This is a genomic window from Aureispira sp. CCB-E, from assembly GCF_031326345.1.
Lineage (GTDB): Bacteria > Bacteroidota > Bacteroidia > Chitinophagales > Saprospiraceae > Aureispira.
Window position 1 is genome coordinate 3,939,496 of the sequence record NZ_CP133671.1, and the last position, 20,229, is coordinate 3,959,724.

Here is a 20,229-nt window from a genome sequence, read left to right on the forward strand (position 1 = left end):
TAATAGAATTCATAAAACCAATTTGTAATAATATCTTCTAATCGCTATAAAATAATACTTTATTGATTAGCTGCGCCGCTACTGCGTGGTATTTCGTGAGATCGCTTTGCTTCATTAGCTTTGTTACGTAGGCTTGCACAACTCGGTTTGTTGTTACTATGCAATTTCAAGGGAATGATAAAAAGCAATTGTCTAAATTTTGTCCTATTGAGCGTTATTGTTCTCGTTTTATACGCCAAATAAAGAATAAAGCAAATAAGACCCCGATGGTTCCTAATAACCACCATGGAAATCGTTTTGCCTGTAATGGAATGGGACTAGCATCTCCAAGCTGAATAAATGGAGCCCAAAAAGCAGGATGTTTTGTTACTCCTTGCGCTTGGTGAATATAGTCCAATTTAGCTTTTTGAAGTGCTGCTGCTTTGTCCATACCTTCTGCTAAATTTTTATAAAACGCACTCATAATGATAGAGGTGCTACCATCATTGACTTGCCAAAGAGAGACCACCATTGAAGGCACACCAGCATACATAAAAGAACGGGCTAAAGATAGAATACCTTCTCCCTGTTTGAATTTTCCATAGCCTGTTTCACAAGCAGATAGGACAACTAGTGCTGCATTTAGTTTCATTTGAGAAATTTCAAAAGCTTGTAAAAAATTATCTTCATCGGGATCTGCATCTTCAGTAAAGGCTAAGGAAGATAAAATCGGGTGCTTTTCATTTAAGATACCGTGCATTGCCAAGTGTAAGATGGCATAGTTGCTTGCTTCTGCTTTAAATGTTTTTTCGTTGGCAGCTGCACCATAGTAATAACGTCCTTGTACAATAGGTTTTAGTGCTTCTAGCTCGTGACTAATAGCTTCCAATGGAGCCAAATTTTTTCTGAGCTTGCTCAACTCTACACTTCGGTTCAAGTTATTTTTAGGAGGAAGGGCTGTATAGGTTGCACCCATCGCTAATATTTGAGAATTATGAAAAACCTTGGAAACATTTTTGGATAGTAAATTTGACGAATAAGCGTAGCTAATTTTATGACTTTGAAGCAAGAAAGTTAATTGATCAAGTGGCGAAGTTTGGTTGGGAACGACAGTTAAAAAAGCTTCAAAAGGCAAGTGCCCCAGTAACCCATCAGGTATAATAATCAAATGTTCTTTCTTGCCAGAGGGGGCTATTGCTGGTGCCACCAATTGACTATAAAACCAATAGGCTAAGGTTTTGTATTCTTGCAAAGCAGCGTCTTTATTTTTTAGAATATATTGATAATTAGACAATACTTTTCTGAATTTTTTTACTTGATTTTTGATCATCTGTTGAGTAATAGGCAAGGTGTTATAATAAACATTCTTATGATCTATAGAATAAATATAAACGTGTTCTTTGCCAATGAAATACTCAATAAGCAGTTCTGAGGAGTCCAGCTGTTTTTGTAGGTCTGAGATAGAAAATTTTTTAGAAACATACTTGTACTCATAGTAAGCAGGGTATTGCTCTTGTAGTTTAATTTTAAATTGATCAATTTTTGTTAAAATGCGATTGTAATCCTCTATTGCTTTTTGCTTTGAACGGGCAGTTGTCGCATTTATCTTTTTTGTTTTAGCAATTAACAGCCCTTGTTCAAGAGCTTCTTCTTTTTGAATCAAAGAATCTGGTAAATTCCCAAATACTTTTGCTTCTTTGTTTTGCAATGCCTCTTGCAATAAAACGTATTTATTATTTTCCAGAAAATCAAAAGCACTATTTTGGTAAACAAGATCCCCTGTTTTTTCATACAAGGCTTGCGAGATTAGAATTCCTAGTTCGGATATTTCTTGTATAGTAGATAGTAATTCTAATTTATCCCATTCTGTTGAAAATGAATTTTTGAGTCGATGTAGAATGAGTCGAGTAGCCAACTGCAAATTATAAGCATGATGTAACAAATCAATATCTTTTTCTATTAAATAGCGTTCCCAATAACTCTTGCTAGCAATTTTTAATGATTTTAGAGCATAAGGCATCGTTGCAAAGGTTTGTTCTTGAGCCAGTTTTTGGATGTTCTCCAAAATATTGGGCGTAGCAATACTATCCATGCAATTGCTTCTAAAGCAGTCCAAAGCAATTGCTTGAACTTGTTGCCAATCTTTGATGCTTTCAAAAAATAAGTAAGCTTGCTCCATGTTATAAAATAAGTAAAGATTTTGGGGCAAAAAGTATTCTTTAGCCAAGTCAATGGCACGTAAGTGAAATGTTCGGGCTTTTTCATAATGCCCCTGAAAAGCATATAAATCTCCCATTCTTGAAATGGTAACGGGGTAGTTGGAGTAAGAGTCTTCGATAGTTGTCCGTTCTATTTCTTCAACTTGTAAATAGATATTCTCTGCTTCTTTATAACGTCCCAAATGAGCGTAGCAATCTGCTAAGTTAGCAAGTAAACTTGTGTTGAAATCTATGGGAATTTTTTTGCTGTCTATTAATTGTTTGAGGTATTCGAAATGAGGCAATGATTTTTTGTATCGACGAGTAAAAAAATAGAGCATACCAAAATCATTAACTAAAATATATCGATTAGGGTCACTTTCTTGGAGTGTATCTTTGGCTAGTTGGATGGCTTCTTTATATAGAGATTCTGCTTGGTCGTAACGGTGCTGAATTTCTAGTACACGAGCCAAACTACGCAAAATCATAATATGGATGGTAGCATTTTCTTCTCCTGATTTGGGAACAAATTGCAGAGCATCTTTGTAAGAGCGAATGGCATACGTCATGGCACCAATCAATTCATAATAAGCCCCCAAACTATAACCAAGGTAAACATACTCTAAATGGTGCTGATTGGCTTTAGCTGTAGTTAATGCTTCTTGATACCAAGTAACAACTTTTTCTTGTTGTCCTGATTGATACAGCATCATGGTATAATCCTCCAAGTTCCATACGTAAAGCATAGAGGCTTTTCCATGTATCGTCTCTATGAGAGCTAATAATGCCAAATAACTATGGTTAGCTGTTTTAAAGTCTCCTAGTGCTTGCGCGTGTTGAGCTCGATAATAGAGCACATCCATTAGGACACTATCTGGAGGGTTGAGATGTTGTAATTGTAGAGAAAGTTCTACCACTAATGAATGATTATCTTGTGAACTTGCATCCTCTATTTTTACCAATAAGTTGTCGATGGGCGATTGTGCTAAGGAGTGACAATTTAGGACAAGAAATGCTAAGAGTATAAGTTGTCGCATAGTCGTTGTTTGGGACGATTGTAAAAATGAATAACGTATCTTGGATAGTCAGGAGTATTTTGAAAATACAAAAAAACTATTGAAAAGATGGATTTTGTGGATTTTAAGTTGTGGATAGTAATTTATTGAAATTGAGACTAGTAATATTGCTAACTTTGTTTGTTTGGCTACGGTGTTACTTCTGCGTGTTTTCAACAGAGTAATGGAGGGATAAAAGCAAAATAAGAAGCCTCTTTGTTAATTTTGTAAATCAACTTGAACTAAATTCGATTAGGATTGTATAAAAAATACAAACTAGATGAGCGTAAAAATATTAGAAAACTATATAGAAATGAAAGAAATAGAAATTGGAGATAATTTGCCTGATTTTTCATTGAAAAACCAAGATGAAGTATTGGTGCATAGTCGAGATTGGATTGGGCAGCCTGTTGTTATCTATTTTTATCCAGATGATTTTACACGAATTTGTACCGCCCAAGCTTGTGCTTTTCGAAATCGGTTCGATGATTTTGAAGGGTATCATGTAAAGGTGATTGGGATTAGTCACAACGATACGGCGTCGCATAAAAAGTTTGCAACAGCCTATCAATTGCCTTTTGATATATTAAGTGATTCGAATAATGCAGTGCGAAATTTATTTGCAGTACCCAAAGGCGTTTTGGGATTGGTGTCGGGGCGTGTTACGTATGTTTTTGATGCGAAAGGAAAACTAGTTTTTAGATACCATGCTGATATAAAGGCTAAAGAACATGTGAAAAAAGCCTTGGAAGCAATTAAAATATATACCTGATTGCTCCAATGACTATTTTCTTAGATTACATTATAATGTAATCTAAGAAAATAGGAGAACTAATTTTTGTTTTGTATTGTTGGGAAGTTAAAGGTATGCTATTATTAGTTACTGCGCATCAATATTCTATTAAAGAGTGTTAATCCTTGTTGATAAATCCTTACTTTTGCGTTTCTTTGTTACCTATACTTAGAGTTCAAGGGATAAAAACTTGTTTTATAACAATCAAAATGACGTAAATATTTATGTTTGGGATCAATTTCTTGCAATGGGTGGTTTGTAAAAAGCGTAATTATTGGAGGCATAGTCTTTGGGTATTACTTTTATTTATTAGTCAAAACAATCTTACTTATGCACAACAAGATTCAATCGTTCAAGAAATCAATACCACTGATAATTCCGAGTTTTTACGAGAAAGTCGGGCAAGACAAAGGCAATATAAAAAAGAAGCTCGCCGAGAAAGGTTCCTTAGTACACTCCCTAAAAATCATAACCCGAAAACAGCGACCCTATTAGCATTAATACCAGGGGCAGGGCAAATTTACAATCGCCGATATTGGAAATTGCCAATTGTGTATGGTGGGCTAGGGGCATTAGGATACTTTACTGTAGCCAACTATTCTGAATATGCTTGTTTTCGAAAAGCTTATTTGCATACTGTTGATCAAAACGATCAAACCAATGACAAGTGTTATCGGGCACCAGATGCAGATTCTTTGAGTTTGAAAATTTATAGAGACAATGCTCAAGAGAGTGCAGAATTGTTTTTAATAGGTTTGACATTATTTTATGGCTTGACGATTATTGATGCTTTTGTAGATGCTCACTTAATGCGATTTGATATTAGTGATGATTTAAGCATGCGAATAGAGCCTAGAGTAGAATATAATTTTGTTACACAGAACTATGTTCCTAGTGTAGGGTTGGCAGTAATGCCTAGAGTTGCAACCAAACAAGCTTATCCCGTACATTTTTAGATAAAAATGAAGAAGGAGTATCTTTGATTGGATTGAGATTAGACGATGACAACCAAGAGAACGGTCTAATTGTTAAAATATTTTTGCATAACGCTTTTTAGGCTTGCTTCATCAATAGGTTTGTTAATAAAGCCAATTGGATTTGTCTTTTTGGCTCTAGCCAAGGTAGGTTTATCGGAGTTGCCTGTCAAAAAAATAATAGGTATTTGATATTTTTCATTGATAATTTCAGCGGTTTCTATGCCATCCTTATTACCAGCTAATCCTATATCCATTAAAATAAAATCTGGGCGTTGAGACTCTAAAAATGCGAGTGTTTCATCACCTGTTCGTGCCTCTCCAATAATATCTAATCCTAAATTTCCTAAGATTCGCTCAATGAACATTTGAATAATCATGTCATCTTCAACAATAAAAATTTTCTTTCCTTCCATTCTTGTTTGAGTTGTTTGTCTTGTATTTTAATAAAGGTAAGTGAGTTTATGGAAATTGTAATTTTTATTTTGACTAGGGAGGGGGTAGTTCAAAATCAAATTTTAACTAACTAAAGGTGATTCCAAAAATAATTAATAATAATCACTATCAATAATTAATACTTTATTTTTTTATTATTATATCTGTTTATAATAAAAGTATATTTTTTGTTTGAATGCATTACTAGAATCAATAAACGTGAATTTCTAGTATTATATAGCTAATAGCACGGGCTATAAATTTTACAAATGGGATTATTTGCGACATTCATAAATAACAAACTTCTCATTTTCATTGACAACAGTTACTTTAAATAGCAATCGCTGAAGATGCGTCTTGTAGTTTAAGTGTTTGTTGGCAACTATTATAAAACGACCATTAGGCTTCAAACAATTATAAACCTCTTTGAAAAGTTGTACGCTAGTCTCTATACTTACTTCATATTCAAAATGAAATGGAGGATTAGAGAGGACACAATCAAAATAATTCTCCTCAAAAATAGATAAGTCATTATTGCAATGAAAAAAAGTATTATCAGAGCTTAGGTTTAATTTAGAAGAGGCAATTGCTAAATGAGAATCGTCTAGTAAATGCAACGTACAGTTGGCATTATTTTGTCGAACCGTAGCGGCAAGTATCCCATTGCCAGAAGCTAAATCTAAGACGACTTTTTCATTTAAATCAATATCCAAGTTGGCAATTAAGAATTGGCTAGCATAATCAATGTGCTTGGCTGAAAAAACACCAAAATACTGCTGATAAGTTCGACCTTGAAAAGGAATTTGGTGCAAAATAGTTCTATCCTCAAACTTTCTTGGAGATTTTAAAATAAGAACCCTTGATTTTTTCCAAGCTCGACTTTGCTGTACATCCTCAAAAAATGTTGTAGCTATGGTTAAAATCTGTGGGCTAAAGTGTCGGGTCATAAAACCACAAAATAGGACGGCATTTTGTTTCCATTTAGAGGATAATACTTGTAGATATAGACGAAAAAGCTCTAATGATTTTGGAATTTTTAAAAGCCCAACATCGAATGATTGAATTGGTATGTTAAATACCGTATAAGAAGAAACATTGGCATCTTTTATTTGGTTGTAAAGTAAATTCTGGCGCAGTGCTTTTTCGTGCGAGTGGTTGGTTTGTATTGTTGAGGGAGCATAAGCATGAGTCAAACAACTAAGAAAACCAAAACGATCATTTAGGATGGCCAATTCTTTTTGTTCCAAGGTAATGTTTTCCAAGTGTTGTAGCAAGTGCTCGTCAGCAGCATTCCAAGCTTGTAAATTTCCTTTCTTTGTTAAAGGATAACGCTCGACGGTGTAATGTTTTTGTTGATATTGGAAGTCCACAAGAGAAAGATATGTTTAACTATTTTTTTGCGAATGTACTATTTTGAAGCGGAAGATTTAACCTTTTTTTAAAAGTTTCTATAAAAAAAACGATTACTTTTGCCCATCTAATAGATACCTTAATTTTTGAAATTCAAATTTATTTTATAACGGTGAATAGCTGCACGAATTCTAATGACAATATACTTAGGTATATTACGTATTGGTGCAACAAAATACCAATTATTATCCAATTTTTTAATTAAATTACAGTCATGAAAACCGTATTCAATTTATCCATTTTTGCCTTATTAATAGTTGCATTTTCATCGTGTGACAAAACTAGCCCTACGATCACTAATGGTTACAGTTTGTCGACAATAAACAAGGTCTCAATACAGTGCGCTTGTGATGCAAATATTTATTCTGGAGCTACCCAAAAAGTTGAATTGACAGGAAGTGAACATCTTTTGGATAGAGCAGAAGTTTATGTTGATGGTACAACTTTGATTGTTAAGATGAAACCAGGCATTTATAATAATATGGACATTGTTGCTAATATTACAATTCCTACTGTAGAGTTTGTAGAGGTAAAAGGGAGTGGAAATATTTGGGTGAATGATTTTTCTGGTTTAGGAGACTTGTCTTTAAATGTGTCTGGCAGTGGAAATATTAGTACAGGAAATCTAGATTTGGGGCAAAACAAATTGATTACAGATATTTCGGGATCTGGAGACGTAAGTGTTAGTGGTGTAGCAGCTTCTTCTTATATTAAAATATCTGGTTCTGGTAATTATGCAGGCTTTGGAATGCCAGTAGATGTTAGCGATGTAAAAGTTTCAGGCTCTGGCAATATTGATGTTACGGTTAATAATAGTTTGAGCGTAGATATTTCTGGAAGTGGTAATGTGAGCTATAAAGGGCAACCTACAGTCAATACAGAAATAACAGGAAGTGGGAGCGTGATCAACGCCAATTAAGCTTACCTTTAAAAGTAAAAACTTTACTTCGTGGCTTTTAGAAACCCTTAAAAGCCACGAAGTATTAATAAAACAAAAAAAATATTTCATTATTTGCTTTGGTTTTACCACAATTTACCATGATTAGTAATCTTTTACCAAAGCTAAGAAACGGCTCTTTTTGAGGTAGAAAGCAAGTCTTATATTAATGGTATAATAAGCATCATTGTCTTTGGGGTCGCCTCTTTGGGCATTGGGTGCAGTAATATAACCATAGATATTATTGGGATCGTGTTCTACTGAACGTCGTGCTAATGAAGTTGCTAGTTGCGCTGTTTCAGCATTAAAATTTTTCTCAAAAACAGCAGGGGCTACATAATCCGTCGAAACATCATCTATATAATCGGTAAAGGTAAACCGATGATTGATTTCTAAAGAAAGTATCCAATCGTGATTGTGTTCCCATTGCACACCAAATCCCACAGGAATAATAAATTGAACCAAGCTGTAGGTAGGACGCCCCTCAACCAAGCCTTGTCCTTCTGTAGATAAAGGGCGCAAATCAACCCAGTCTCCATTGTATTCAGCTTGAGGATTAAAGACCAAAAAGCCTGCTCCAAGGACAATATAGGGAGAAAGTGTATTTTGCTTGGTTTTAGTATATCGACTACCCGTTAGTTTGAAATTGTAGGGAATGAATTGGCAACTATTCGTCAATTCAAATACGTGTGTTTGAAAATGCAGATTTCGATAAAATCTAAACCAACCGTCTTTATCGCTGTGTGTCGTTGCTGAAAATCCTTTGCCAGCAAATTTATCGTTTCCACTTAAATTAAGATAAGACATTTCCAGTCGAAATGAAAAATGTCCTCCCATATTATAACGCCCAAAAAAGCCAACAGCAGGACGAATACTAGGCAAATCAGTATCAATGATAAAAGATTGCCCAATGGCTTCTGTCCCTCCCAAATCTCCAAGGAATTGACTTGTACCAATGTGAAAACCAAGCTCGATGGGGTATCGAGGAATGTAGTGCATCCGTTTCTTTTTCCTCTCTTTGTACTCGTAATCTTGAGAATAGCTAGAGATACAGCCCAACAAAAAAAGAAAACAGATAAAGAACTTGAGTCTCATTGAATATGTGAATTTTTATAGATTGAATAAACGAGTCTTAATCTGTCTATCTCAAATTCTATAAGGGGAATAAATAGGTAAGGTAGGGTAACGCAGTTTTGAAATAACTTTTAAGAAAAGAATTTTTTCTGTAAATTATTCGTGAATAACACTACCTATTTGTATTATTAGTTATAGTTTAATGTTAATATATAAAATATAGGAGATGATAGCTTTGTAATGATAAAGCTGAATGTTAATAGAGGCAAAAATAATGAACAAAATGGACTTAAGCAAACAAAAGTCTTTTTATAAATATAGAGGATAAAAAAAACACCTTTTGTCTTTTTGCAAAAGGTGTTTTTCAGTATAAAGCAAGTGATTTAAAAAATATATAATAAAAAATGTATTTTATCGACTATTTTGAGAATGCAATTACTTATTGTAGTTAAATTTAAAATTCGACGTCTAGACGTACTGTAATATTGGCTGGTGCATCTACCAATGCAGGGCGAATCATGTATTCTTGATTGAGTAGATTTTTGCCTACCAAAGAAAGTTTGACGGCTGCAACCTCTTTATCATCCTTGTTTTTGAACGCATAGCGGTATCCTATTCGAGCACCTAAATTCAAAAACTCTCCACTGTTAAAATTCTCTCTATAATAAGCAATTCCAAAAATATCGTCATTGCCAGGGACATTATAAATAATATCTTCAAATGCCTTGTCAATATTTTCCATTCTACTGTTGTAGTTCATTGTAAAACCAACTGATAAAGCTTTGTCTTTTAAGAAAAAGGCTTCAATATCAAATTTTACATTGTGGACATTGCGATATTTTAGAACGTTGTAATTAGAAGTAGAAAGAGTTTGGATTACTGTATCCGTATCCCAGTTTTGGAATTCAGGGGCAATAAAGGTATATCCCGCCAATACATTAAAGCTAACAGGACCAACATTACCTGTTCCCATCAGACTGAGCTCAAAACCTCTAATTCTTGTATCGTCCACATTGATGGATTGAAAGAAAATATTACTAGCACTAGTTGCAGTAGGATCACCACCACCAAAAGTGAATTCCATCATATCTTGATACTCTGTCCAGAATCCTGATAAATCGACAAAACCTTTCCAATTGCCAATTTTAAACCCTTGTTTAATTCCAATTTCAGCAGACCAACCTGATTCAGGGCGCAATTGAGGATTGGCTAAGATAGTTAAACGGTTAGAGCCACTACCAACTTGGGTCGTAATGTATCGCTCTGCAATTGTTGGGTAACGATAACCTTCGCCCCAAGATGCTCTAAGAAAAGTAAAGGGAGTTAACTCATAATTTAAACCTATGCGAAAACGAGGTCTAGGAACGCCAGTGCTATCAATAGAATTTGGCTCTGGATTTTTAACCAGCTGATCATTTCTAGCATCTACTTGAATAGAGTCAGGGCTTTCGATATTGAATACTTCCCAACGTACTCCAAATGTGATATTCAGTTTGGTATTATCTGAATTCTCACCTTTAATCAAGCCTTGCTCTCCTTGAATGTAAGCGCCTGCATTATAAATATTGTAATCAGCATTCCCAAATAGTTGGGAACGAGAGAAAGTATAAGTACCAACAGCCCCAGCTACCAATTTAAAATCCCCAAAGAAAGAAGATTCTACTTTAAATTTTCGTTGATATTGATACTCCCCATAAGCCAAATGCGATAAGTTAGATTGATCTTGACCATTTTGGTTGTTGACATAGTAATAACGAGTTTGCAATCTATGGCGACCGTCTTTGTTGTCATAAGCCGTCAAAAATGGATCAACGTTAAATCGCAGAATAGTAGATTCCGTAATACTTCCTGCCAAAGGCTCGTAAATATGCCCCGCGTCATTAGAACCTGCAAAACCTGCTAAGTATTTTCCAGTATTATTCCATAAGAAAAAGCTAGAAGATTGACCATAGTTAAAATTCAAGTTGATCCCCGCATTAACTTTAGTGCTAAAACGATATCTGTTATTGGCATTGATACGAAACTTTCGTTCGTAAGATCCTGCACGATAAGAATCTTGATAAAAATAATTCCCACCTAAAGTTAAGTCATACTTTCCAAATTTGCGTCTATGAGCAAATTGCACACCCAATTCAATTGGCTTTCTATAACCATTGCGACCAGATAAAAGTTGAGGGCTAATGGTGTCAGGATCGTTTGGATCATTGCTGCCAGCATCCCAAACTTCTATGGAATCTCTGTTCCACCAAGCCGTTTCAGCACGAGCAGGATCTAAAAAAGACGTTTGAAATACCGAAACTTTGGTAAATGGTTTGTTTTTGGCGTAGGCGGTACGGATATTAATAATTCCATTCAAAGCAGAGGAACCATACAAGGCAGAAGCAGCTCCTTTAACAACTTCAATCTGAGAAATGTTTTCAACTGGAATATCACGCCAGTTGGGTTGTCCGGCATCTCCTGTTAGCAAGGGAAGGTCATCAACTAACAACAAAACACGACTTCCTGCACCATAAGAAAAACCAGATCCACCTCGAATATTGGCTTGCCCATCTACAACAGACACTCCAGGGACTTTGTCTACGACTTCATCTACTTTTGTGGCGTTTGTATTATCTACCAAATCAGGTTTTACGACATCAATAGAAATCGATGATTTACCAACAGAGGTTTCAAATCTAGAGGCAGTTTTGGTGACGACTTTCAATACATTGACCTCTTCGGTCATATTGATGTTTAGTTCCAATGTCTGACCATCTTTGATGGTGATTTCTTTTTGATACGTAGCATATCCCATATAGCTACAGGTCAAATCGTAAGTACCTGCAGGAACAGATATTTGATAAGCTCCTTCTATAACATCAGAAGAACCTCCAGTTACAAAATTGCCCTCTTTATCATTGATGCGAATTTCAGCTCCTAGCATAGGTTCATTTTCGACCGAATCTATCAAAATTCCCTTGATGGTTCCTTGTCCTAAAACAGCAGAACTCATCATTATTAGGACTATGCTCAGCAGCCAGTATAGTTGTCTTTTCATAAGTCTTTTTTATAATTGAATTAATTAAAAAATAGTACGTTTCGTAGTCAATACAATATTGGTTTTTTCGGAGCGAAACGTGAATTTTTTGACTTTAAAATCAAGTAAAAATAGTACAATATTTGTTTTTCGCAAGCTAAAAATTAAATATCCTACTTAAAAGAAAGCCCAAAATGAAGAAACAAAGGCTACAAAAAGAGGGGCAGTTTACTCAATAAGAAATAAAAAAAATGATATACTGTGTTTTGAAAGCGAGTTGTTTAGAGTTTGTTTTTTTTGTTATTTTTTGAAGTTAATGGAACCTTTATAGAGTACAAAAAAGATTTTTAAGTTTAATTCGAATATTTTTCCATATTGGTGAAAATAACGATTTCTCTAAGCTCAACGTTGGCGGATTGCTTTTAAACAAAAGGTTAAAAAAAAGTGTTAAAGAATGCTTAAACTCTCAAATAAACCACTATTTTTGTTGGGATTGAGGACAGAATCTCTAAAATCGAACCTATTTATTAAAAAAAAATTAAAGTTTTCTTTATGAAAAAATTAGCTACATTATTCGCAGCTTGTTTGATGACAGTTTCTGCTGTTAATGCCCAAACTTGCTGTACCCCATCAACTACTGCTCCTGAAATTACAACTGGTTTTTACACGACTAGCCAAATTGGTGGTAATGTAAATACTCCAGCACCTACGCTGACTACCAATGCTTCTTCAGACTTACCTACTGTAGAATACATCATTACCAAAAGAAACACACCAGCTTTGGACGATACAGGTGCCCCAGATACTACTGGAGGAGGTGGTGATGTGATTATTGGAGCAGATACTGACGGTATTTTTATGCCAGATAATATGGGACGTTATGGAGTTACGTTGCATCCTGGAGATACCTTTGATTTGACAGCTGTTGGATACGATTTGCCAAGAATCAAAGAGTTGGCAGATTCTTTATTAAACGGTTACTCTCCTGGGTCAGGTCCTTGTTGTGGTTTGTTTGGTGTAATGGCTATTGTTTTGAACGAACCAGCAATTGCAGGTTTCTGTGACAGTGTTAATAACGCAGGTATTTACAATTCAACTCAAATTCACGGGATGAATGAAGTATTAGTTATTTTTGATGTATTTGCTAAAGGACAAACTTCTATAGGTACTTTAGTATCTACATTAGGCTTAATTAATAGCAATGGTACTCAAATTTCTCAAGATTGTGGAGGGACAGGAGCGAACAACTTCTTGTCTTATGGTATCAATAGAAATGCTAAATATGGTTATGACAGAGAAGGAACGATTGCCGTTCAAGAGTTGAGTGATGTTTCTTTGTTTATGTTATATCCAAACCCAGCTAACAAAGATGCTGTAAATATTTACTTCACAACTAAGAAAGAAGTTGATTTAACAATCAACCTATTTGATGCTTTAGGGCAACGCGTACACAGCCAAGTATTGGGGAATGTTTCTGGAGATTTTAATACAACAATTCCAGTTCAAAACCTAGCAGCAGGAATGTACTATGTTGAATTAACAGATGGTCATAGCAATCAATTACTTAAAGTTGTTGTAGAGTAAAAAACTTATTACAGCTTTAAAGGCACTAGATATAAAAATTTAACATTAAAAACTCGCTATTTAAGTAGCTTGTTATTATGTTCGTTTATTATATAAATTATAAAACTACAAATCATGCTTTCATGGTTTGTAGTTTTTTTATCTTAAAACAAAAAAATATGAAAACGATTAACCTTTTGCAGACCTTCGTACTTTTCCTAAACCTGAGTACTTTTGCAATCGCACAAAACAAGTGTTGCTCCATCTCAACGGTAGCACCTGAAATTAATACAACAACATCAGGTACTTCCATCGATTTGAACCAAATGACAGTTACGCCAACATTGACTGTTAATGCTTCGCCAGATTTACCAAATGTAGAATATATTATTACGAAGAAAGGAGTAGCAGCTTTAGACAGTCAAGGGCAGCCAAGTTCCATTGGCGGTGGTGGTGATGTTATTATTGGGACAGACGTGGATGGTGTTTTTATACCCGCCAATCAAACTCGTTACAATATTGCACTAGCTGCTGGAGATATGTTTGATGTAATGGCAATCGGCTATGATTTGGCTTTGATCCAAGAATTGACCGATTCATTACTAAATGGTAGTAATGGTAATGGGCAACCTTGTTGCAATATGTTTAGTCTTATGGCTATCGTTCTGAGTGAGCCAGCTTTAGCAGGTTTCTGTGATACATTGAATAATGCAGGAATTTACTCAGGTGCAGATGTAACTAGCTTTGAAGATGTATTGACTGTTTTTAGTCCTTTTGTTGAAGATCAATTTTCTGTAGAAGCCATCGTTTATGTGTTTGACTTAATTAATGGAAATGGAACCTATATTTCTCCTGAATGTGGTGGAACAGCGAGTAATGACTTTGTTCCTTATGGCTTGAATGGTGGAGAACGATATACGTATCATGCAACAACGACAGTGCTTGCTAATACCTGTTGTTCTAGTGCAACCGTTGCCCCTGAACTAAATCCAGGATTACACGGAACACTTATTGCAACCAATGAGAATACACCTAGCCCAGTTCTAGCTGTTAATGCTTCGCCAGATTTGCCAACAGTAGAGTATTTAATCACAAAAAGAAATGAGGCAGCATTAGATGCATTAGGGCAACCAGATACGACCCAAGGTGGTGGAGATGTTGTTATAGGAGCAGATGAAGATGGTATTTTTATGCCCATGGATAAAACACGTCATGGAGTAACACTTGTAGTGGGAGATACATTTGATATAACTGCAATTGGTTATGACTTAAGTGTTTGGCAGACGCTAGTCGATTCTATTTTAAATGGAATGCAAAATGGGCAACCTTGTTGTGATTTATTTTCACTTTTGGCAACAGCTTCAAACAAACCTTATCTAGCAGGTTTTTGTGATAGCATTGCTAATCTAGGAATTTCAGGTGCAGGAGATCTTAACAATATGGAAGAATTGCTGCCTATTTTTGAAGAACTGAATAATACTCAAATTTCTTTGAATTCATTAGTAGCTACTTTTGAGTTACTAAACAATAATGGAACCTATATTTCTCCTGATTGTGGAGGAACGGGTAGTAATAATTTTATTCCTTATGGTATTCACTTGGAAAAGCAATATGCTTATGTTGTTGATAATCCTTTGGTAGTGGAAAAGTTGAGTGAAGTCTCTTTGTTTATGTTATACCCAAATCCAGCCAATACTGATGCATTAAATGTTTATTTTACAACCAAAGAAGTAGTTGATTTGACGATTAATCTATTTGATGCTTTGGGACAACGTGTACACAGCCAAGTATTAGGGAATGTTTCGGGTGATTTTAACACCACAATTCCAGTTCATAATCTTGCGTCAGGAATGTACTATGTAGAGTTGACAGACGGACGAAATAATCAATTACTTAAGGTGATTGTTGAGTAATTACAATTTTTATAAAAGAAAATCAGAGTAGGCTGCTAGGAAACTGTTTTCTAGTAGCCTTTTAGGTATATAGATAAGGTAGTAAAAATTAGAATAAGTGTTATAATTGCAAATGGTTTGTAGGGGAAGAGAAAAATATATTCATCTTATATGGTGTAGCTTAAAAAGTTTGGAAGCAAGTTTAATTCACTATGATAGTGAGTAACTAACTTTGTAGATAACAATTTAAGGTTTTTATGATATTCAAAGTATATAAAAGTAAGTTTTTAATAAGATTTAGACAGTGGTACGATATTATTCTTGCCATAATCAAAGAATTCGAAATGAATTTGGCAGATCTTTTGTCGAAGTGCTTAAGCAACTGATTACTAGATTAATTGACCAAATAGTTAAAAGGATTGTAAAAAAATAAAAAAAAACTTATTTTTACGTTGGTGCTTATCAGTAATCGTTCAGAAAAATAGTAACTTAAATAGAAATTCTTTTTGATTGCTCCTCATCGAAAAAAAACGTTTTAACTCATTGTGGCGTTGGTTTTTTTCTTTGATTGGTACAAAAAACAATTTTTCTATGCTTTTGACTGTTCGTTTGCTTACCAAAAAATATACTTAAAAAATTAAATCTGAATTAACAATATAAAACAGGTTTAATCAATCGTTTATCAAAAAAAAACAAAAGAATGAAGAACAACAACTTGTTTTTGACTTTGTTGTCATTATTGTGTTTGGGATGGCTGAATGAAGCAAACGCACAATGTCCAAATTGTACCATTGTTTTACCTGCGGGAATTCCAGCGGATACAATTTTAGTTGATTCATTGCCTGCGGCATATAAAAATGCTTACTACGAGGAGTCAATGAGTTATCGTTTGCCTTATACAACAGATCCTTTAGCGGCTGTGGCTCCTCCTGGTACAAACGTGCCTCTTGGTGTGAATATTGATGATTTCACAATCCTTAGTGTAACGGGACTACCTCCAGGTTTGGCATGGGTAGGAGATCGCCCAACTCCAATGGTTTATGATGAAGCGCCTCCTCAAACTAGAGATGGATGTATTACGCTTTGTGGTACACCAGGTGCGGCAGGAACATTTATTGTTAATGTAAACTTGGGAATTCGAATCGCTGGCTTTGTTGTGCCTTCGCCTCCAATTCCATTAGAATTTATCGTGTTTCCTGATACAAACGCTTCTTTTACACTAGATACAGCAGCAGGTTGTGCTCCTTTTGGAGCAGTCATTAATAACTTAGTGCCTAGTAATGGGAACCCTGGGTTTTCTTATTCATGGGACTTTGGAAATGGAATGACATCTACTTTGGAGAATCCAGATACAGTATGGTATGATTTTAACATCACAAGAGATACTACTGTAGCAATTACACAACAAGTTATCATTGATACATTTCCTTATTTGTTAGAATCTATTGTTGTTGCTTCAGATCCTGGAAATAGTTGTAACGATGATGTTGGCTTTCCTCCCTTGGTTATTTCAGGAGCACCAGATATGTATATCATCATGATAGGTAATGGTGATACTGTTAATACAGACCCTAACTTTGCTCTAATTGGAAATACTCAGAACAATGAATACCCAAGAGATACAATGGTATTTCCTGGCCCAATTGAATTGGCAAATGGACAAACCTACAGTTTGGAAATTTGGGATGATGACAGTGCTTTGGGACCATTAGATAATGATGATCCTTGTGGAAGCGGTCCGGTTACCTTAGGCGCTTTTCTTGGAGCAGGTACACATACCTTGACGACTGGTTCAATGACAATAGAAGTAACCATATCTCATTATATTGATACAATTAATTACGTGGATAGCGTAATGGTGCAATATTGTAATGTAAGCGTTGATCAAATCAAGCAGGTTGATCGTTCTTTGACAGTTTATCCGAACCCTACATCAGAGGCTGTTAATGTTCAGTTTCAGTTGAATGGAGTGAACAAAGATGTAGATTTAGTTGTTAGTGATGTACTAGGAAAAACGGTCTATGCACAGCAAATGAAAAACTTTACAGGAACTTTTAATCAACCAATTGATTTGAGCCGACAAGCTAATGGGGTTTATATATTACAATTGCGTGTAGGAAGTGATGTCGTTTCTAGAAAGATAGTTCTTCAAAAATAAACACGAAGCTAGATGCCATGAAATTGGTATCGTATTTGCAAATATAAAATTAATAAACCATTCTAGATTAGGTTTTTAGGATGGTTTGTTTTTCGCCTTTTTTTTAATCAACCAAATGTTTAAACAATATATTTAATCAACCAATGAAAGTACACTTAACTGCCTTTTTGCTCTCTTTTTGTTTTCTTGGCTCAGCAGTAGCGCAAGATCCTGTAGAGATTATTGATAAAATGCGTGCTGCTATAAAAAAAATGAATAAATCATCTTTTGTATTACATTCCAAAGAACGATTTGGAGATAAGTATGTCTACAAGAAAATGAAATTTCATATACAAGAAAGCCCACGAAAAGTATACATGAAAGATTTGGATAAAGGGGTTGAACTATTGTATGTTGATGGTTGGAATAATAACAAGGGGTACATCAATCCGAATGGTTTTCCTTGGATTAATGTGAGTTTGAGTATTTATGATTCCAAAGTGGTCGCAGAGAATCACCACACGGTTGATGATGCAGGAATGGGATTTGTTAATATACTATTGGATGGATTTGAGTCAACAGCTAGAAAAGCAGGCAAGTCTAGAAGTGCTTTGTATGCTTACAAAGGAGAGGTTACTTATGATGGTAAAACCTGTTACAAATTGTATATTTATCCGCCAACAGAATTTAAGTATATTTCCTACACTACCGACAGAGATCAAAATCTAATGCAGCTTTCTAGAAGAATTGTTGCTTCTGATTTTTTGATCAAAGAGAGAAACAAGATATCTTATGCTAAAACAATAAAAAAAGGGACGACTTTAAGTGTACCGAGTAATTATGCAAAAAAGGTAATTGTTTATATCGACAAAAAAACTTACATGCCGATTGTGCAAATGTTGTATGATGAGAAAGGTTTATTTGAAAAATACGAATATAAAAATATAACGGCTTACCCTAAATTTGCCAGCAACGAATTTACAACAGATTGTTCTAGCTACGGTTTTTAAGAAGGACAATTTGTTAATCTAAGTTAGATATATTATCTTAATGGTTCTTACAAATGCTTTTTTGTGAGAACCATTTCTTTTTTTTAGGGTTTAATAAATAGCTGAAAAACTGTTTTGAACTTGTTGTTTTCACCAAAGGCAACAAATTTAAGAAGATCAACAATCAATCAATTACAATATCATGGATACAACAACAGAAACCAATACTAATTTAACAGCTGCAAAAGTGCAAACTATCTTGCAAGCTCAACGAGATTTTTTTGCTAGTAATGCTACCAAAGATTTAACGTTTAGAAAGGAGCAATTAGAAAAGTTAAAGAAAATGATTGTAGATAATGAAACTGCAATCATAGATGCTTTACACAAGGATTTAAGAAAACACGAGTTTGAGGCTTATGCTACTGAGATCGGATTTGTTTTGGTAGATATCAATGAGGCTATAAAAAAAATGAAATCTTGGGCTAAACCAAGAAAGGTGAAAACACCACCATTCCATTATATAGCAAGTAGCTATACAAAAGCAGACCCGTATGGCAATGTCTTGATAATAGCTCCATGGAATTATCCTGTTCAGTTGCTATTAGCTCCTTTAGTAGGGGCTATTGTAGCTGGTAATACAGCAATTTTAAAGCCTTCGGAATATGCCATGCATACATCTCGTTTGTTAACAAAATTGATTAACTCAACGTTCGATGCACAATATATTAAAATGATAGAGGGGGCTGTCCCTGAAACACAGTTGTTGCTAGAGCAAAAATTTGATTTTATCTTCTTTACAGGAAGTACTAATGTTGGTAAAATTGTTTATCAAGCAGCTGCAAAGCATTTGACTCCTGTTGCTTTAGAATTGGGAGGAAAAAGCCCTTGTATAGTAGATACCGATATTCATTTAGATTATACTGCCAAAAGAATTGTTTGGGGGAAGTTCATTAATATGGGGCAGACCTGTATTGCACCAGATTATTTGTTGGTAGATCATAAAATTAAGGATGCTCTCATTGCAAAAATGAAGTTTTACATCCATGAGTTTTTTGGTGAAAATCCTCAAGAGAGTGAAGCCTTAGGTCGAATTATTAATGAAAACCACTTTGATCGCTTGAGTAGCTATCTTAATGATGGCGACGTTATCGAGGGAGGTCAAACAGATCGAGCGGATAAGTATATAGCCCCTACCTTGATGGAAAACGTAGGATTAGAAACTGGGGTGATGCAAGATGAAATTTTTGGACCTATATTGCCAATAATTGAATATGGCAATCTACGAGAAGCGATTGATTTTGTTAATGATAAATCTAAACCATTAGCATTGTACATTTTTTCTAAAAATGATAAAAAAATTGATCGAATTTTAGAAGAAACTTCTGCTGGGGGAGTAACTATTAACGATACGTTGATGCATATTGCAAATGGGCATTTGCCATTTGGAGGAGTTGGAGATAGTGGAATAGGAGCATACCATGGGCAACATTCGTTTGACCTATTTTCGCATCAAAAAGCCGTGTTGCATCGCTCTTTCTTAATAGAAGAACCGATTCGCTATGCGCCTTATAAATTAAGTTTGAAATGGATTAAAAAGATTATGGATTGGGCATTATAAATAGAAACGTACTTAGCTCAACACAAAGGTTAAAAACGGATCTTTTAGATCGCAAATTTCCCTTAGTATTGTTTTAAAATCGGGGAAGTTTGCGATTTTTTTATGAAGTGTCATAATGAACGATGAATGAACCGTTAGATTTATAATAAAAAAGCCCCT

The 20,229-nt window shown here is 34.9% G+C and carries 13 protein-coding genes; 8 read left to right on the forward strand and 5 right to left on the reverse strand.

What is annotated here, in order from left to right; all coding sequences use genetic code 11:
* Positions 1 to 214: 214 nt before the first annotated feature.
* Complete coding sequence (locus QP953_RS15285; protein ID WP_309551630.1) at positions 215 to 3,214, reverse strand: CHAT domain-containing protein; 3,000 nt, start codon at positions 3,212 to 3,214, stop codon at positions 215 to 217.
* Positions 3,215 to 3,512: 298 nt separating this feature from the next.
* Here QP953_RS15285 and QP953_RS15290 point away from each other — a divergent pair, with 298 nt between their 5' ends.
* Complete coding sequence (locus QP953_RS15290) at positions 3,513 to 4,004, forward strand: peroxiredoxin (RefSeq protein ID WP_197043898.1); 492 nt, start codon at positions 3,513 to 3,515, stop codon at positions 4,002 to 4,004.
* 245 nt (positions 4,005 to 4,249) lie between these two features.
* Positions 4,250 to 4,981, forward strand: coding sequence for a DUF5683 domain-containing protein (locus QP953_RS15295; RefSeq protein ID WP_309551631.1), 732 nt, complete (start codon positions 4,250 to 4,252; stop codon positions 4,979 to 4,981).
* A gap of 65 nt (positions 4,982 to 5,046) precedes the next feature.
* On the opposite strand, the gene QP953_RS15300 is transcribed toward QP953_RS15295, so the two are convergent.
* Both QP953_RS15300 and QP953_RS15305 read right to left on the reverse strand, forming a co-directional pair.
* Positions 5,047 to 5,415 carry a response regulator gene (locus QP953_RS15300; RefSeq protein WP_052598746.1) on the reverse strand — a complete coding sequence of 123 codons (369 nt, stop codon included), beginning with the start codon at positions 5,413 to 5,415 and terminating at the stop codon, positions 5,047 to 5,049.
* 294 nt (positions 5,416 to 5,709) lie between these two features.
* The gene (locus QP953_RS15305) at positions 5,710 to 6,804 is read right to left on the reverse strand and encodes a methyltransferase (protein WP_309551632.1); all 1,095 of its coding nucleotides are present in this window, start codon (positions 6,802 to 6,804) and stop codon (positions 5,710 to 5,712) included.
* 254 nt (positions 6,805 to 7,058) lie between these two features.
* Between QP953_RS15305 and QP953_RS15310 the strand changes: the two genes are divergently transcribed.
* Entirely contained in the window at positions 7,059 to 7,763 is a 705-nt protein-coding gene (locus QP953_RS15310) for a head GIN domain-containing protein (RefSeq protein WP_309551633.1), read from the forward strand.
* A 123-nt stretch (positions 7,764 to 7,886) separates the two neighbouring features.
* On the opposite strand, the gene QP953_RS15315 is transcribed toward QP953_RS15310, so the two are convergent.
* Positions 7,887 to 8,876: a DUF6089 family protein gene (locus QP953_RS15315; RefSeq protein WP_309551634.1), complete on the reverse strand. Its 990-nt coding sequence runs from the start codon at positions 8,874 to 8,876 to the stop codon at positions 7,887 to 7,889.
* A 433-nt stretch (positions 8,877 to 9,309) separates the two neighbouring features.
* Positions 9,310 to 11,892 carry a TonB-dependent receptor gene (locus QP953_RS15320; protein ID WP_309551635.1) on the reverse strand — a complete coding sequence of 861 codons (2,583 nt, stop codon included), beginning with the start codon at positions 11,890 to 11,892 and terminating at the stop codon, positions 9,310 to 9,312.
* Positions 11,893 to 12,423: 531 nt separating this feature from the next.
* Here QP953_RS15320 and QP953_RS15325 point away from each other — a divergent pair.
* The 5 genes from QP953_RS15325 (at position 12,424) to QP953_RS15345 (ending at position 20,070) form a co-directional block, all read left to right on the forward strand.
* Positions 12,424 to 13,455: a T9SS type A sorting domain-containing protein gene (locus tag QP953_RS15325; RefSeq protein WP_309551637.1), complete on the forward strand. Its 1,032-nt coding sequence runs from the start codon at positions 12,424 to 12,426 to the stop codon at positions 13,453 to 13,455.
* A 158-nt stretch (positions 13,456 to 13,613) separates the two neighbouring features.
* Positions 13,614 to 15,347: a T9SS type A sorting domain-containing protein gene (locus QP953_RS15330; RefSeq protein WP_309551639.1), complete on the forward strand. Its 1,734-nt coding sequence runs from the start codon at positions 13,614 to 13,616 to the stop codon at positions 15,345 to 15,347.
* 679 nt (positions 15,348 to 16,026) lie between these two features.
* The gene (locus QP953_RS15335; protein WP_052593028.1) at positions 16,027 to 17,484 is read left to right on the forward strand and encodes a T9SS type A sorting domain-containing protein; all 1,458 of its coding nucleotides are present in this window, start codon (positions 16,027 to 16,029) and stop codon (positions 17,482 to 17,484) included.
* Positions 17,485 to 17,627: 143 nt separating this feature from the next.
* On the forward strand, positions 17,628 to 18,473 hold the full coding sequence (locus QP953_RS15340) for a DUF1571 domain-containing protein (RefSeq protein WP_052593030.1): 846 nt from the start codon (positions 17,628 to 17,630) through the stop codon (positions 18,471 to 18,473).
* Positions 18,474 to 18,654: 181 nt separating this feature from the next.
* Positions 18,655 to 20,070: an aldehyde dehydrogenase gene (locus QP953_RS15345; RefSeq protein WP_052593032.1), complete on the forward strand. Its 1,416-nt coding sequence runs from the start codon at positions 18,655 to 18,657 to the stop codon at positions 20,068 to 20,070.
* Positions 20,071 to 20,229: the final 159 nt, after the last annotated feature.